This is a genomic window from Bradyrhizobium sp. Leo170 (assembly GCF_004296405.1).
Classification (GTDB): domain Bacteria; phylum Pseudomonadota; class Alphaproteobacteria; order Rhizobiales; family Xanthobacteraceae; genus Bradyrhizobium.
The window spans coordinates 1-16685 of record NZ_PSRR01000184.1 but is presented as its reverse complement, the minus strand read 5'-3'; the positions used below and the strand labels follow the sequence as shown (position 1 = coordinate 16685).

The 16685-nt window shown below is 62.4% G+C and carries 10 protein-coding genes and 4 pseudogenes; 8 read left to right on the top strand and 6 right to left on the bottom strand.

Translation table 11 applies throughout. The annotated features are described in order from the left end of the window. The 7 genes and pseudogenes from CWO89_RS26485 to qatD form a co-directional block, all read left to right on the top strand. Positions 1-213, top strand: a pseudogene (locus CWO89_RS26485) (P-type conjugative transfer protein TrbL); the annotation flags it as partial. Between the two features lie 3 nt (positions 214-216). Beyond that, positions 217-735, top strand: a pseudogene (gene trbF, locus CWO89_RS26480) (conjugal transfer protein TrbF); the annotation flags it as partial. Then, positions 720-962 (top strand): annotated as a pseudogene (locus CWO89_RS26475) (AAA family ATPase); the annotation flags it as partial. The pseudogenes trbF and CWO89_RS26475, both read left to right, overlap by 16 nt. Before the next feature lie 63 nt (positions 963-1025). Continuing rightward, positions 1026-2981, top strand: a complete 1956-nt coding sequence (qatA, locus tag CWO89_RS26470) for a Qat anti-phage system ATPase QatA (protein WP_130581583.1) — start codon at positions 1026-1028, stop codon at positions 2979-2981. 4 nt (positions 2982-2985) lie between these two features. Next, positions 2986-3885, top strand: coding sequence for a Qat anti-phage system associated protein QatB (gene qatB, locus CWO89_RS49205; protein ID WP_349644907.1), 900 nt, complete (start codon positions 2986-2988; stop codon positions 3883-3885). Next, positions 3882-5255, top strand: a complete 1374-nt coding sequence (gene qatC, locus CWO89_RS26460) for a Qat anti-phage system QueC-like protein QatC (protein ID WP_130581581.1) — start codon at positions 3882-3884, stop codon at positions 5253-5255. The genes qatB and qatC overlap by 4 nt, the downstream gene beginning before the upstream one ends. Continuing rightward, on the top strand, positions 5252-6019 hold the full coding sequence (gene qatD, locus CWO89_RS26455; protein WP_130581580.1) for a Qat anti-phage system TatD family nuclease QatD: 768 nt from the start codon (positions 5252-5254) through the stop codon (positions 6017-6019). Before qatC ends, qatD begins: the two co-directional genes overlap by 4 nt. A gap of 95 nt (positions 6020-6114) precedes the next feature. On the opposite strand, the gene CWO89_RS26450 is transcribed toward qatD, so the two are convergent. Beyond that, positions 6115-6633, bottom strand: a complete 519-nt coding sequence (locus CWO89_RS26450) for a hypothetical protein (protein WP_130581579.1) — start codon at positions 6631-6633, stop codon at positions 6115-6117. 43 nt (positions 6634-6676) lie between these two features. Further along, positions 6677-8034: pseudogene (locus tag CWO89_RS26445) on the bottom strand (tyrosine-type recombinase/integrase). A gap of 664 nt (positions 8035-8698) precedes the next feature. Between CWO89_RS26445 and CWO89_RS26440 the strand changes: the two are divergent. Beyond that, complete coding sequence (locus tag CWO89_RS26440; RefSeq protein ID WP_130581578.1) at positions 8699-11377, top strand: Ig-like domain repeat protein; 2679 nt, start codon at positions 8699-8701, stop codon at positions 11375-11377. A gap of 204 nt (positions 11378-11581) precedes the next feature. Here the strand turns inward: CWO89_RS26440 and CWO89_RS26435 are convergent, their stop codons facing one another. The 4 genes from CWO89_RS26435 to CWO89_RS26420 all read right to left on the bottom strand — a co-directional run bounded on the left by CWO89_RS26435 (position 11582) and on the right by CWO89_RS26420 (position 16677). Continuing rightward, on the bottom strand, positions 11582-12016 hold the full coding sequence (locus CWO89_RS26435) for a hypothetical protein (protein WP_130581577.1): 435 nt from the start codon (positions 12014-12016) through the stop codon (positions 11582-11584). Positions 12017-12034: 18 nt separating this feature from the next. Beyond that, a complete protein-coding gene (locus tag CWO89_RS26430; protein ID WP_130581576.1) occupies positions 12035-12970 on the bottom strand; it encodes a DUF2950 domain-containing protein in 936 nt (311 codons plus the stop codon). After that, the gene (locus CWO89_RS26425) at positions 12967-14604 is read right to left on the bottom strand and encodes a DUF3300 domain-containing protein (protein WP_165421355.1); all 1638 of its coding nucleotides are present in this window, start codon (positions 14602-14604) and stop codon (positions 12967-12969) included. Before CWO89_RS26425 ends, CWO89_RS26430 begins: the two co-directional genes overlap by 4 nt. 180 nt (positions 14605-14784) lie before the next feature. Then, positions 14785-16677 (bottom strand): sensor histidine kinase, encoded by a 1893-nt coding sequence (locus CWO89_RS26420; protein ID WP_130581574.1) that lies wholly within the window; start codon positions 16675-16677, stop codon positions 14785-14787. Positions 16678-16685 lie beyond the last annotated feature (8 nt).

Below are 16685 nucleotides of genomic sequence, written 5' to 3'. Positions count from 1 at the left end.
TGGTCGTCGACTGCCGGAACGGTCGGCGGCAATCCGCCGAGCGGATCCGCGCCGGCCGGGAGCGGGTCAGCCGACTCCGGCCCGCCGGCCTGGGCCCAGCGCATGAAGCGCAACCAGTCGATGGTCCACGGGGCGCAGACGGCCGCGCAGGTCCTCAAGTCCGGCGACAGCCATGGCGGCGGCCATTCCGTCGATCTCTCAGGAGGAGAATAAGAGATGGCGCTGTTCCGCCGCCCCACGGTTCGCTATGGCCGGACGCCCGAGCCTGAGACTCCTTATCAGCGCGCCGCGCAGGTCTGGGACGACCGGATCGGCTCGGCCCGGGTGCAGGCCAAGAACTGGCGGCTGATGGCTTTCGGCTCGCTCGCGCTCTCCATTGGCCTCGCTGGCGGCCTCGTCTGGCAGTCGACCCACGGCAGCATCGTCCCCTGGGTCGTACAGGTCGACAAGCTCGGCCAGGCGCAGGCTGTCGCCCCCGCCGTCGCCGACTACACGCCAAGCGATCCGCAAATCGCCTGGTATCTCGCCCACTTTGTCCAGATGGTCCGCGCTCTGCCGGCCGATCCGATCATCGTGCGGCAGAATTGGCTGCAGGCCTACGACTTCACCACCACCTCGGGCTCGCAGGCACTCAACGATTACGCGCGCGCCAATGACCCCTTCGCCAAGCTCGGCAAGCAGCAGATCGCCATTGACGTCTCGAGCGTGATCCGCGCTTCAAGGCAAAGCGCCAGGTGATCATGGTGACGCACAACGCCAACCTGGTCATCAACACCGATGCGGACCAGATCATCGTCGCATCGGCCGGCCCGCATCCTTCGGGAGGTCTGCCGCCGATTACTTACGCGTCGGGCGGTCTTGAGAGCGCGGAAATTCGCAAGGCGGTGTGTGACATTCTGGAGGGCGGCGAAGCTGCCTTCCGCGAACGCGCGCGCAGGCTGAGGGTCCGATTGGAACGATAGCTGGGTTAGCGAGAGACATCAGTCCGCTGAGGTCGCTAATCCGCACGATGTGAGGGGGAAACAATGTTTTTGAATGATCAGGAAACGGCGACCGATCTCCTCTATTACGAGGCTATCGCGAAGACGGTTGTCACCCTGATCCGCAAGACGCCCGACGCGCCGGTGACGATCGGCGTCCATGGCGATTGGGGAGCAGGCAAATCAAGCGTTTTGAAAATGCTTGAGGGCGCATTCAAGGACGACGATCGCGTCCTGTGCCTCTGGTTTAACGGTTGGACGTTCGAGGGTTTCGAGGACGCAAAAACCGTCGTCATTGAGACCATCGTCGATGAGTTGCGTCGCGCCCGCCCGCTATCGCAGAAGGTCGCCGACGCCGCAAAGAAGGTCCTGAAGCGAGTGGACTGGCTGAAGCTTGCCCGGAAGGCCGGCGGCTTCGCGTTTACGGCGGCGACCGGCATCCCAACCTTCGATCAGGTCAAGGGCCTCTATGATATCGCCACGTCGTTCCTGGCCAAACCGCAGGACCATGTCTCAATCGAGGACCTGAAGAGTGTTGCCGAAAAGGCAGGCGAGTTCATCAAAGCAGCGCCGGAGGAAAGCGACAACCTCCCGGAGCACATTCATGCCTTCCGCAAGGAGTTCAAGGAGCTGCTCGATGCAGCCGATATCGACCAACTCGTCGTCATCGTCGACGATCTCGACCGCTGTTTGCCGAAAACAGCGATCGCGACGCTGGAGGCGATTCGCCTGTTTCTGTTCGTCGAGCGCACGGCCTTCGTCATCGGCGCCGATGAGCTGATGATCGAGTATGCCGTGCGAGAGCATTTCCCCGACTTGCCGCCGAGCTCGGGCCCGGTCAGCTATTCGCGCAACTATCTGGAAAAGCTGATTCAAGTGCCGTTCCGCATTCCTGCGCTCGGCGTCGCCGAGACGCGCGTGTACGTGACTCTTCTGCTCGCGGAGAACGCGCTCGGCTCAAAGGATTCGCGATTTCTGAGTCTGCTTGCTTCGGCGCGGGAGGATATGCGACGGCCGTGGAAGAGCCGCGGTCTTGACCGAAGAACCGTTGAGCAAGCGATGGCCGGCAAGATGCCGCCCGAGGTTGACCAGGCGCTTGTGATCAGCGCCCACGTGACAAAGATTCTGAGCGAGGGCACCCGCGGCAATCCACGCCAGATCAAACGCTTCCTAAATTCCATGATGCTGCGCCACGCCATCGCGGAAGAGCGTGGTTTCGGTGCCGACATCCAACGTCCGGTGTTGGCCAAAATCATGCTAGCCGAGCGGTTCTATCCAGACTTCTACGAACAGATCGCACGTCTCGCAGCCAATCACCCCGACGGTCAACCTGAGGCGGTCCGCCGATTCGAGGAGCATGTCCGCGCGCCCGCTCCGGAGGAGGAGGATGATGAAAGGCCTACCGGCAAGGGCGGGCGTAAGGCTCCGCGCTCCGCTCCCGAGCCGCTCCCCGCAGAAGCCGTAGAATGGGAGAAGAACGAATGGGCGAAGGGCTGGGCGGCGATCGACCCAGCGCTGAAAGGGGTCGACCTGCGGCCATATGTGTTCGTCACGCGGGATAAGCGTAGCTCGTTGGGCGGGCTGGCCGCAGCGAGTCACCTTGAGGGCCTCGTAGAGAAGCTGATGGGCCCGACGATGATGGTCCGCGGCGCCGCCGCCGAGATTGCAAAGCTCACGGGGCCAGAACCCGAGGAGGTATTCGAGGCAATCCGGGGCCGAATTCTCCAGGACGATAACTTCACGGCGAAGCCCAAGGGGGTGGACGGTCTCGTTCGACTGGTTGAGGCGCATCCGACGCTACAACGCCGGCTCTTGGAGTTCATCCGCGAGTTGCCGGTGGCCAGGGTCGGAAGCTGGGCGGCCTCCAGTTGGGGAGCGTGCTTTACGGATACCGCCATCGCGGCCGAGTACCAGACGACGCTGCGGTCTTGGGCGGAGCAGACGGAAAATTCGATTCTGCAAAAGGCCGCACAAGGCATCAGCAGACTGCAGCGGAGTTGATCGGATGGGCACGTCAAAGAGCTATGGCGGACCCACCAGCGGCCTCGTTCCGTCCTTCGTCGACGACCCAACGCCGCCGACCCAGCCTCGACCTCCGGCAACCGCGCCCGCGGCCCCGAACGCACCAGCAGCGCCGGGCGGACCGTCAGCGCCGCAACCGACGCAGCCCTTAGCGCCCGCTGCTCCGACCGTTCCGCGCACGCCGCCGCGTCCGGATACACAGGGCACCGGTAGTCTGGGTGGCGCGCGGGGAAATTTCACGCGCTTTGCAAGGACCGGCAGCCGTAGCTCGCTCGGCAGCGCGCTGTCCGGCTATGTGCGTAGCGGCACCGGCGGCGCCCGCAGGGCCGCGCGACGCATGGGTTCGTCGCGCGCGGCGGCCAGCGGTTTGCTTGGTGTCGTCCGCGACTTCCAGCGGCTTGGGCCAACTGAAACGCTACGGCAGCTAAACCTGGCGGGGCTGGCCACACAGCCTGCAGTCGATGTCTTCGTTGCCATTCTGGAATTCATCTGCCCGCCCGGCGGTGCGGTTGACGACGCGATTGCGCGCCAAGCCATGCTGGAAACGATCGGCGACCTGGCGGAATCCGGCGTTGGCAGCTTCGACACTCTTACACCACAGCAGCTTCAGGACGTCTTCCTGGACTTCATTTCCCGATCAATCGAGGGGCGGGTTATGGCCGACCTCGGCGGACGAGGCATCACCCTGCCTGATGACATCGCTGCTGTAGAAAGCGCACAGGCGCAGCTCCACGATTTTGTCGAGGGCGCAACGCGTGGACAGCTCGCGGGAAGGCTCGAAGGCCTGGAGCGTTTGTCCGACCGCGATATCGAGAGCGTCGTCAATCAGATCTACGAGACCGCCTTCGAACTCGTTGCCGTCGCCGGGGAGGCCGCAGCATGAAACATCACTCGATCATCGGCCGGCTCGGGCCCGGAGACACAGTGAAAGTGGCCGCCAGTCGGCTGGACACACACGAAACGGAGATTAACTTCGTCGATGGCGAATTCCGACTAGGCTACGGATTGGGCCAAGCTCTGGATCAGCTTTGCGAATTCGGCCTCCGCCCCTCCGAAACAGCAGTCGACCTGGCTCTATTGGCTGCCGCAATCACGGCTGCCGATACGCGCATCTCGCGAGCCGCCGACGCGCAGGATGCCTGGACCCGCGAGATCGACCTACATTTGCCGGTGCATGACGTTGGACGCTGGGATGGGCTGGCCTCACTGATCGTGACGACATTGAACTTCCTGACGGGCGACCGCTGGGGTGTTTACTTCCGCCCCCGCGCTGCTGGCACCCGAGATCTGGCGCCGAAACCGACGCGGCTCCGCACCACAAATCCAACGACGGTCTGTCTGTTCTCCGGCGGCCTAGACAGTTTCATTGGCGCGATTGATTTACTGACGCGCGGCGACGTGCCCATGTTGGTGAGCCACTATTGGGATGGCATCACCAGCACCCACCAGACCTATTGTGCAGAAAGGCTGAACCGGCGGTTCGCTGGAACAACCATTCACCACGTTAGGGCGAGGGTGGGGTTCCCGACTGATACGGTGGAGCACTCCACGGTCGAAGACACGCTGAGGGGGCGCTCGTTTCTATTCTTCGCGCTAGCGGTTATGGCGGCAGACGCGATCGGCGGCGACATGGTCGTGCATGTACCCGAGAATGGCCTGATCTCGCTGAACGTGCCCCTCGACCCTCTCCGGCTTGGTGCGCTCAGCACTCGCACGACCCATCCATTCTACATGGCGCGATTTGGGGATCTGCTGAACGGTCTCGGCCTCAGCGTCAGGTTGGAAAATCCATACGCCTTTATGACGAAGGGGCAGATGGCGAAGGGATGCGCCGACGTCTCATTCCTCCGGAAGGAGGCAAAGCACACGATGTCGTGCTCATCGCCGGGAAGTCGTCGCTACGATCCGGACCCGAATGAGAGAACGCCCAAACATTGCGGACGGTGTGTGCCGTGTCTCATCCGTCGCGCTGCTATCTTGGATGGTCTTGGCGCGGACGACACGCCCTATCGTATCGCCGATCTTCGGGCACAAGTCCTCGACACCAACAAGGCGGAGGGCGAGCACGTGCGCTCCTTCCAACTCGCGCTCTCGCGGCTAGCGCGGAAACCTGGGCGTGCCAGATTCGATATTCACCGACCTGGGCCATTAATCGACCATCCGTCCAGGCTCTCAGACTATGAGGCCGTCTACGTCGCAGGCCTTCAGGAGGTCGGCCGGCTGTTGCAGGGCGTCCGAGCTCGTCCCCTATGACGGAAACCCATACCCAATCGCCGCCGCGCTGGGTCGACTTCCACTGCCATGTCGATCTCTACGAAGACCACGCGGCTGTTATCGCAGAGTGCGATCGGGAGCGCGTGGCGACGCTCGCGGTCACGACCACGCCGAAGGCCTGGCCCCGGAACCGGGAGTTAGCGGCGAAGTCCGCCCATGTTCGTATCGCACTCGGCCTTCACCCACAGCTCGTCGCCGAGCGCGAAAACGAATTGCCCATTTTCGAACGCTACCTCGCGGATGCGCGCTATGTCGGCGAGGTCGGTTTGGACGCCGGCCCCCGCTTCTACCGCAGCTTCCCGGCACAAGAGCGAGTGTTTGAACGCGTCCTGCGAGCCTGCGCTGAACAGGGCGGAAAAATATTGACCGTTCACAGCATCCGCACGGCGAGCAAAGTGCTCAACCATATCGAACGTGCGCTGCCGCAGGACCGTGGTCGCGTCGTCCTGCACTGGTTTACGGGCACGGCGGCAGAAGCAAGCCGCGCAGTCGCTCTCGGCTGCTATTTCTCCATCAACGGTGAGATGCTGCGATCGCCGAAGCACCGGAACTTAGTTGGAAGCCTTCCACTCGACCGTCTGGTCACCGAAACCGACGGCCCGTTCGTGGAACGGGACGGACGGCCGCTCCGGCCGCGCGACGTTCGGCATACAGTCGGCGAATTGGCGATCGTGCGGAATCTGTCGCCGGAGGCTGCCGAGGGCGCGATCCTCCAGAATCTAAAGCGGCTCGTGAGCGTGTGAGCTTGCAGTGGCGAACTGAGTGGGTAATTCGCGACGCTCGCGGTGAGCGCTAGTCCGGCTGGCGATAGCCGGCAATCGAGGTCTTGGGCGGCCGGTTAAAGCGCAGGCGGATAAATGTGGGTGATCCAAAATGCGCACGCCTCCACAACCTCCAGCGCCATGCCTGGCGAGTGGATGTCGGAAGTGCCGTGGGAAAGGCCGTTTCGCAGGGCGATCAGGGCCTCGATAGGATCGGCAAGAGCGTTGGCGGCGGGTGTGAGCGCGGGAAGGAAGCCACCTTTCCTCGCCCGATCGACGAGATTGCGCAGCGTGCCACGCGCGGCGCCGCCATGGCCGTTGAGGCGATGTTTCAACGCCAACTCGAACGCGCCGAAAGCCTGGACCTCGCCGACAACGAACAGATCATAGTCGAAAAAGGCGTAGATGATGGTGTTCCGAGCGCGGTCGAAGGCCGCGCCGACCTCGCCCGGTACGGCGTCGCTGAGACTGATGTCCGCGACCGCTCCATGATGATCGGCAAGCGTCATTCGCCGGGCGATGCCACCTTGAACGACGCAAAGATCAGCGAAGCGGGGATCGGGCTTCAGAATGTCATCGAGAGACTTAAAGGGCATTCGTTGATCCGACCTTCGCGCCGTTTGGCGACGCGCCCAACTTCTATGCGGCCAGCGGAACCTCCGCTTCCGGCTCTTCGGCTGGATCGGCGACAGCCTTGATCAAGAAGCGATCGAGCGCGGCTCGCCGTGAATCCCGGTCCAGGGCATAGGCCGTTTGTTTGAACTCAATGCCATCAAGCAAACCCTGAATATAGCCCGAGATCGTATCGGCCGCCATGATCAGGGCGGTATCGAGCGTATGGATATACTTGCTGGTGACCGAGCCCTTGGCGTGGCCGACCAAGGCCGCGATGGTCACTTCGGTGAAGCCAAGGTCGTTGGCGATGCTCGCGAAGCTGTGGCGGAGCACATGCGGTGTCACGTCGGAAAGGGCTGAATCCTTGAAGAGCTGCTCCCAATGGTTAGGGAAGCTGCCGAAGGCATTGTCCTCGCCCGGCCGGGGAAAACGTATATACCGACATCCTCGGTGTGTCGTTGTTCCAGATACTCGACGACCGGCAAACCGATCGGTCGGACGGATTCGCCCTCCTTGCTGTCCTCCAGCCGCAGGCAGCTCGCCTCCGTGTCCGCCTCGGTCCACTTCAGGCCGATCATCTCGCTGCGACGGCAGCCGGTCAGCGCGATCTGGCGGATGATATCCACCGTCATCGCATACTTCTCCTCCTCGGCGGCCCTGCGCAGCATTTCGCCCAGCGTCCGATATTCCGCTTCGGACAATCGGCGCTGCCGCACGTTGTCCTTTGGCTTGCGGAGACCGTGCGCGGGATTGGATGTGATGATGCCGGCTTCGACGGCGTAAGTGAGAATGCCGCCGAGGAGACCGACCGTTCGCGTCGCCGTTCCGGCCCCACCGCGGACGATGGCCTTGCCGCGCAGCTTCTTTGTCTTGACCGAGACTCGTGTCTTGCCAGCCATGATGTCCTTGAGGACCCTATTGATGTCGGCCTTGGTCAGATCCTTCACGCGGCGCGTGCCCAGGAGCGGGATGATGTGCCGCTCAATACGCCCAGTGTCCGTCCCGACCGTCGTCGGCTTCTTGGGCCGCCCGCCTTTCCCAAGGATGAGGCCTGCGTTCAGGTCGTTGACGTAAAGCGTGCAGAGTTCCCTGACCGTGATCGCCTTGTGATCGAGCTGGCGTTCCTCGGCGGGGTTGTCGCCCTGGGCAACACGGCCCAACTGAATCTTCGCCTCCTGTCGCGCGCTCTCGGCGGTCCAGACGCCATGCAAGCCGATGGTATAGCGGCGCGAGCGACCCAATGCGCGGTATTGAAGGACATAGCTGCGCTTGCCAGAAGCGAAGACGCGCAATCCGAAACCTGGTAGTTCGTCGTCCCAGATGACGTAGTCCTTCTCCTGGGATTCGGCGGCGTCGACGAGCCGCTTCGTGAGCTTAGCCATGGGAATTCTCCCGTCCAAACTCCCATTCTCGCGTAAGCACCACGTAAGCAACCGGACGCAAGTCGGAGCGTGTCCGAGGGTACGTCAGGCGGGCCGAAATTTCAATTTGTTTAGTGATTACAGTAGCATAGAGCATCGGAGCGAAACCTATCGAAAAGCGTCGAAGGGCAGGTTAAATTGCTCCGAAGGCAAAGGTCACACGTTCGAATCGTGTCGGGTGCGCCACTTTTGCGGTGCTGGTAGGGTCGTCCGCAAGCGGTGACCGGAAAGTCGAGCACCACCTTCTTCTCCGTTCTCCGTCAAGCAACCCGGCGGTGAACTTCAGCCGTTCATCCATGTGGTTACACTCCTGCCAGGGCACTTTGCTCTCCTCGCAAAAGGCCCCACTGTGTAACCCATATCTCCAGAATGAATTGTCACCCATCTCTGGTCGGCAAGGACATGGCGTTGCACGCTGCTGCAGCCAACTCGTCAATCCGCTTTTACAAGAATCGAAAATCAACTTAACTCTCCGGTCATTCGGATCACCATCGATTGTCCTGCGAGATACGTCGGACGGCGCGCAGATCGGCGCGCATTTCATTGGCTCGACACGTCCCGGCATGTGTGCGATCAACGACGACTGGCTGGGAATTACATCGCAAAGAGACGTGCTGGGGGCTAGGTGTCTGGGATTGGTCGCATTGTCGGCAGCATCAAGCTGGCCGCACTGATTGTTTTCGCATTTTTTGCCGTTTCGACGTCAGCCCATGCGGCGCCACCGACAGCGACCATCACTGTTGACCCGGATCGACTAGCGTATGGTGGGTCGGCGAAGGTGACAATCTTGTTCTCTGAAGCCGTGACCGGCTTTACTCTCCTTGACTTGACGCTCACCAATGCGACCGCGTCCAATCTCGCAACCTCGGACAACATCACCTACACCGTCGACCTCACTGCAAATTCGGGTGCGCCGGCCGCAACCAATCAGGTCGTTGTGAACTTATCCGGCGTGACGAACGGCTTGGAAGCCGGCATCGGCACCGCCGTTTCAAATAACTATACAGTCGGACCGATCAGCCAGACCATCACCTTCGGCGCCCAGACGGGACGGACCTTTGTCAGCGGCGGCACGTTTGTGGTCAGTCCGCTGGCCTCGGCAAGCAGCGGTCTGGCGGTGGCCTATTCCTCACTGACCACGGGCGTCTGCACGGTTTTCGGCGGTATCGTAACCATGATCAGCGCAGGTACGTGCACGGTGGCCGCCGATCAGGCCGGCAATGGAACCACCTACGCGGCCGCGAGCCAGGTTACCCAAAACGTCATCATCGCCAGGGCGACCAGCGGTATTACGTTAACTGCGTCGTCCAACCCGAGCCTTCCGGGACAGGCCGTCACCTTCACCGCGACAGTGTCGGGCTCATCGCCCACTGGCACGGTGACGTTCCAGGACGGCACGACGACGCTGGGCACCGGCACCCTTAGTGGCGGACTGGCAACGTTGACCACATCGGCGCTGACGTCCGGAACGCATGCGATCACGGCAGTCTATGGCGGCGATACCAACAACGCGTCCAATACGTCATCGGTGCTGAACCAGGCTGTCAACCAGGCGGCGACGGCGACAGTTCTCGTCTCATCTGCCAATCCAAGCACTCTGGGACAGGCCGTGACGTTCACAGCAACAGTGACTGGCACGAGCGGCACGCCCACCGGCATGGTCACGTTCAAGGACGGCGCGACGACGCTGGGCACCGGCACCATCAGTGGCGGACAGGCGACGTTGACCACATCGGCGCTGACATCCGGAACGCATGCGATCACGGCAGTCTATGGCGGCGATGCCAACAACACGTCCAATACGTCATCGGTGCTGAACCAGGCTGTCAACCAGGCGGCGACGGCGACAGTTCTCGTCTCATCTGCCAATCCAAGCACGCCGGGACAGGCCGTGACGTTCACAGCAACAGTGACAAGCGGGGGCGATACGCCGACCGGCACGGTGAGATTCGACGATGGCGGCGCTGCGATCGGCAGCGCGACCTTGGCCGGCGGGGTTGCCAGCCTGACGACCTCGGCGCTGACGGCCGGCACCCATACCATCACCGCAACCTATGCCGGCAATGGCACTTTCAAGGCCAGCACGTCGGCAGCGCTGCTGCAGGCGGTGAACACGCCACAGGACAGTCTGAAGCTGCGGGCCTTGCAGATCATCGCAACCAAGACCGTGGCGCAAAACTCCGGCGCAGCCATTGCAGGCGCGATCGACACCGCGATCTCCGAGGGCTTCAGCGATGGTGGCGACCTAGTCTCGCCGAGCGGAGGCGGCATTCGTTTCAACTTCTCCGCCGATCCCGATCAACCGCAGGCCGCAACCGCAGGCGCCGACGTGTCGGATCGATGGAATGGATTGTACGGGCGCAGCGGCGGCGGCCTGCCGGGTGGCGCCAACAGCTATGCGCAGTCGCAATTGCCGCAGGGCGTATCCCGGGTCGACAACGCGTTCGCGGCAATCAATCGCAATGCGATGCCCGCCAAGGCGCCCGCGTTTCGCTACGTCGAGCCGAAGGATTGGCTGTTGTGGGCGGATGTCAGAGGCAGCGGCATCGATCGCTGGGGGTCGTCGACATCGACACCGATTCTGTACGGCAGCCAGATCAATGCGCTACTGGGCCTTACGCGCAGGGTCACACCGAACTTTCTGGTCGGTGCGCTCGGCGGCTACGAGACCTTCGACTACCGGTCCGATACCTTGAACGGGCACCTCAAGGGCGATGGCTGGACCTTAGGTTCATACCTCGGCTGGAGGTTCGCGCCGGGACTGCGCTTCGACGCAGCCGCGGCGTATTCCGGGATCGGCTATGACGGCACCGCAGGCACGGCCACGGGCAACTTCAGCGGCCATCGCTGGCTGGTATCGAGCGGGCTGACCGGCAACTACAAAACCCATGGTTTCGATATCGAACCTTCGGCGAAACTCTATGCGCTGTGGGAGCGGGAGAACGCCTATACGGACTCGCTCGGCACTCTGCAGGCGGATCGCACTTTTTTCACCGGGCGCGCCTCGGCCGGCATGAAGCTCAGTTATCCCTGGCTCACCGGAGCCGCCGTGATGCTCGCGCCTTATGCCGGTTTCTACGCGGATTACTACTTCACCGGCGATGATGCCGCTGCATTGGCGCTGGCCGGGGCCGTGCCGCTCGCTTCCGTCCCGCTGCTCGATGGCTGGTCCGCGCGTGCAACGGGAGGGCTGGCGGTGCGCCTTGGCAACGAGGCCACTGTTGCTCTTGGCGCCGAACTCGGCGGCATAGGCAGCAACGTGCAAATCTGGACTTTCCGCGGAAGAGGATCTATTCCATTTTGAGACGACGAAAAATTATGCATTAATTTCACATAAGAGTTCGCTATTCTGCTCTGAATGGTGCGTTACTTTGCAGCGCGATGCGCGCCAGATCGAAACTGTAGCTCCGTCTCGTGGGCGCCAGCTCCGACACGAATGCCCGCTCATTGTCACAAGCGCAGAAGCTCAGCTTGAGCGGATGACTTTTGCTCTTGCCCGATACTCAACTCACTTCAGCGAAATCCTGAGCCCGCTGAGGTTGGCGGCGAACTCCATCCCCGCTTTCGGCCCCTTCAGGACGAGCACGACACCCTTTTCATTTCTCAAGTTGACGCCTCCTGCGCCGCCAACCAGGGCGCCGCCGGCACCGACCGCGCTATAGGTGCCGGCAAAATCGCTCACGTCAGCTATCCCCGAGGCCCAACCTTCCAGGCGACTGACGGATGCGCCGGCGGTAACGCCGAGGCTGAGGCCGGAGACCCGGAACGGATAGTTGCGGCCACGATATGTCAGCACGCCGGTGCCGCCGCCGGCGCCGACCACCAGGCCCGCTTTCGCGAAATTGACCCGGACATAGCCCGGCGCTTGCGCTTGCGATGGCGTCACGGGAAATGCAAACGCGAACAATGCGATCACCGCAAGACGAATTGCAAATGGCGCCATCGCAATGCTTCCGCCTTTTCAAGGATTCGTCGCGTCCACCTTCTTCCACGTCTGGTCCGGATCGAACAGATAAGTGCGCTTGGCGATGACCGGCGTGCGTTCACCGAGATCCTTCTGATAGACGGTGCCCGCGTGGTTGACCATGAAGGTCATGACGCCCGAATTGCCATACTCCGCGGGATAGGCGATCAGCCCGAAGCCGCCGATCATCTTGCCCTTGACGACGTAATTCACGGCTCCGCCGGGCGCATTCGGTCCCTGCCCCTTCAGGATTCGGAAGTAGTAGCCGTGGTAGGGCGCGCTGCCCTCCGCGCCGGCCTTATAGCCTTCCGTTGCCGCCTGCGCCGCGAGATCGCCAAGGGGACTTTGGTCGCGATCGTCGCGCCAGAACAGGCCATCCTTCTTGCCCGGAGTGCTGACAATCCGTTGCGCATAGACCCCGGCGCCGTCGCCGGTACGATCCTTGTCCGCATATTCGTTCTCGGCATCGACAAAGGCGAGAGCGGTTTGAATGGCATCGAGTTCGTTGCGTCCGATGCGGCGATACAGGATCTCGAGGCGACCCGCCGCGGAGTCAAACTCCCAGCCATCCCTGTTGTTGACCAGAGGAATCGGGAACGGGAAGTCATCCGCGCCCAGGATGAGCGTTGCCTTCTTGTTTCCTTCCGCCTTGACCGAATGCTTGGCTTCATACGCGGACAGGAAACGTTCGCGCGTCTCGGCATCGGCGACATCATCGCCTGACGCGATGATGTCCTCGGCGTCCTTGCCCAGAACCTTCAGCACGGCTCTCTTCTCGCCGGTCTTGACCGCGGCAGCGAGCGCGGCCGCGGCGTCCTCCGGCGAAGGATAGGCCCGTTGCGCGTGAGCCGATGTGATCGGGAGCGCCAACATCATGAGGGCGGCGACGGCAGCCGCGGGTCGAGCCAATCGGAGCGACGGAACGACGATCATGGTGATGGCTCCGATGCTGTGGGAATCCTTGCTCCGGCGGCAAGCCAATCGCTGTAGGTCCGGAACTTCAATCCGAGCCTGTCGTAGTAGACCCTGAGGTAGCCGTCGCTGCCGCGCGTGACGGCTTCCGGCATGACGTCCAGCACTTCCTGCGCCATCACACCGACATAGGGCTTGCTGCTGCCGAGATAGTTGAAGCGGTAGTAGCCGAGACCGTTGGCGAGACGACCAAGCAGAACGATATCGTGCTTCAGTGCGATGTCCGACCGCCGTCCGCCGCCACCACGGAAGCCCCCGCCGCCTCCGCCACGGAAGCCTCCACCGCCCCCGCGAAAAGCGGCGCCTCCACCGCCACCGCGGCCGGCAAAAGCGACAGCTCCCCCGCCCTGTCCGGCAAAGCTTGCCCGGCCTCGTGCAGCCTGTAGATTGGCGGACCTGCCCGATGACACGTTCCTGAAGGCGGTGTCGCGACCTCCGCGGCCGCCGCCGCCACGCGCCGCATTGCGACCGCGCTCACCTGCCCCCGCACGAGCGCCCCCTGCTTTGGCGCGATCGGCTGCAGCCGGCCGATTGGCCCGATCACCGCCGGGACGGTCGCGAGAGGCGGCGCCGTCGCGACCGCGATCTCCTGCACGGTCGCCAACGCGATCGCCGCCGCCCGGGCGATCCTGTCCTGGACGCAGCACCTGCTCGCCGCCGCGGCCGCGGAAATCCATCCGGTTCGCACTTCCCGCCTTCAGATTGTTGTTGCCGAAACGCTGCTGAACATTGGCATTGCTGTATCGCACGCCTTGCCGATGCGCCGGGTTGTGCTGCCAGTTGTTTCCGACGTTGGTGACCCTGTTGTAGTGGTTGACGTAGAGGTTGCGATTGCCCCAATTGAATCCGCCGCCCCAATAATTGCCCCAGCGGCCGATCGCCCAGGCGGTACCGAAGGCAAGGCCCGCTGCGATCACGCCCGCGCCGATATAGGACGGGTAGCCGAAATAATAGGGCGGATAATCCGCATACGGCCAGGTTCCGTAGACGGTGGCCGGATCGTAATAGGGAACGTACATCGCATTGGGATCAGCCGACTCGATGACGATCACCTGCTTGTTGTCCTGGGTCTGTACGCTGACCTTCTGCTGCTTCGTCGTCACCAGCTTGTTGTTGGCCTGGGCTTTGGCGCGCAGCCGCTGAACCGCGTCCATGACGTCGGGCTGCTGTGCGAGGACGGCATCGCCGAGATTCTTGGTCCAGTCGATCTTGTCGCTCATCATCGAGAGAACTGCTGCCGTGCTGACCAGCGCTTTCACGCTGTCGTCCCAGGATTGCTTGTCGACCGCGTTCTTCAGTGCATCGCCCTTCAGGTCCTTGTGCGAGGCCACCCAACGGTCGGCCTGCACGATCTCCAGCGGATAGGTCGACGCTGCGAGCACGTTCGCCAGGAGGTCGTCGGGATAGAGTGCAATCGGCGCGACCAGCGCCTCGAGCTGTTCAGGCTTCAACAACTGTTCGCTCGGCGTGGCCGGTGGCGTCCCCTGCAGTTGATCGCCCTGAGCAGGCGGAGGGTTGGTCGCCTGCGCAAAGGCGGCGACGGGAGCCGTCAGGAACAGCGCTAGCGCGAGCAAAATCCTGCCGCAACGAGACATCACAACCTCCATGAGCCTCACATGCGGCAAACATCCGTCCAGGGCATGCGCGCTTCTTGATCAAGATCAAAGAAACCCGGGGCGGTTCACCTGGACGCGATATTGCTGCGGCGCGACATGCTCACGGACAGATAACCAGGATCAACACGAACTCGCGCCGTTGCCGGTTCGCGCCGGACCTTAGCCAACAAGTGGCAATCTGATCCGGAACAGCGCCCCACCTGAGCTCCGGTTTTCCACGGTGATCTGGCCATGATGCGCTTCGACGATCGTGCGGGCGATCGCAAGGCCCATGCCCATGCCTTGTGTCTTGGTCGTGAAGAATGGCTCGAAGACATCCTTCAAATGATCGTTGGCGATGCCTGGACCTGAATCGCCAACCAGGATTTCGGCCTGTTCATCAGCTATGCCCGTCGCGACGATCACCTCCCGTTTCTCGGTTTGCACCTCGGATACGGCATCGATCGCGTTCATGACCAGATTGAGGACAACCTGCTGAAGTTGAACGGTATCGCCCTTGACGCGCAACGGCATCGAAGCCGGTACATACTTCAACGTCACGGCACGGCCTTCGGCCAAGGCCGACACTATGCCAACGGCCTCCCCAACAGTCTCGTTGAGGTTGATCTGGCTAACCTCAATTGGCACTCTTTTCAGCATGTTGCGAAGACGGCGGATCACTTCGCTCGCCCGCTGGTCATCGCGCCTGATGTCAGCCAGGATTTCTTGTATTTCACCGAGATCGGGCGATGGCGATTTCAGCATCAGCTCCGCCGTCTCGGTGTTGGTGAGAATAGAGCCAAGCGACTGGTTCAGCTCGTGTGCCAGAGAGGTCGCCAGTTCTCCCGCAGCCGAGTAGCGGTTCACCCGTGCGAGCTCCGCCAGACGTTGCCGCGCTTCGACCTCGGCGAGGCGCCGGCGATGGCGTTCATGGAGCAAGCCACTGATCAGGGCCGCCTGCACGAGGATCACTGCCGCGATCAGTGCGACCTGCCACTGATATCTTTGCCAGAACGTCGGCTCGCGAAACAGAATTTCGCTTCCCGCGGGCAGGTTGCTCTCGCTGATGCCCCAGTGCTGCAGCTCGCGCCAGTCGTATCTCGGAGGCGCAAATCCGATCGGCTCGATCTTGATGTTGGCAGGCTTCTCGCCACCGAGGATGCGGATCGCGGCATTGACGGTTTTCTCGCTCGATGCGCCGATCGAATGCATCGGGCCGCCGACGGTGTATTGGCCGAAGAAGGCTTCCTGGAAGGAAAAGATCGGAGCGTTCGCGACCGCATGAAGACTGCGCAATGCGAGATCGCCTTCATGAGCGACACCTGCCGCGTCGACCGACATCAAGCCCCAGAACAGGACGGTGTGCGGCGGAAGCGTCGCCGCCCGCTGCAGGATTTCGTGAAATGACAGGTCCGCGTACCAGACGAATGCCACCCGGCCTTCGAAGGGCTTCGCTTCCCTCTTTGCTTCATCGAGCCAGAACTTCTCCAACGGCGAGGCGCCGATCACGACGGCAATCGTTTGCGTGTCCGGCAGGACATGAAGAATGCTGCCGAAAAAGGCTGAGAAATCGTTGTAGACCGAGATGACAGTGTCGTTATCCGTAAGTCCGGCGCGATTCACCAGCCGCTGTTCGACCGCCGTCAGCACCATGGGCGTCTCAGGGAAGAGCTCTGCGCGAAATCTCTCGACGAATCTGGCGGCAGGCGCTCCAAAGCTGATCACAATGTCGGGCGCCGCGCCCTGGTAGAGCGAGCGCAGATAGTCGACGAACGGCGCTTCCGGAACCGGATTGTCGAACCGCGCGGTCAGCAGCGTCTGTTCCTGGAGATCCAGCGGCCACGGCGATTGGCGCTCGAGCTCCTCCCGGATGGTGCGGGCAAATTCGCTCCATGGTCGGAAGTCTCGCCCGAAGGAATGGAGCAGCAGCACGCGCTTGGGTTCGCCACGTGGGGCGGCGCCACTCGCCGGCTCGGGCAGGAAGATGAACCAGACCAGTAAACAGGCGCAGAGCCACACGGCCGCAACCGGCCTGCCAATGTTGGGCGCAGCAATGGGGGCAGGTCCGCCCATTCTTTTCC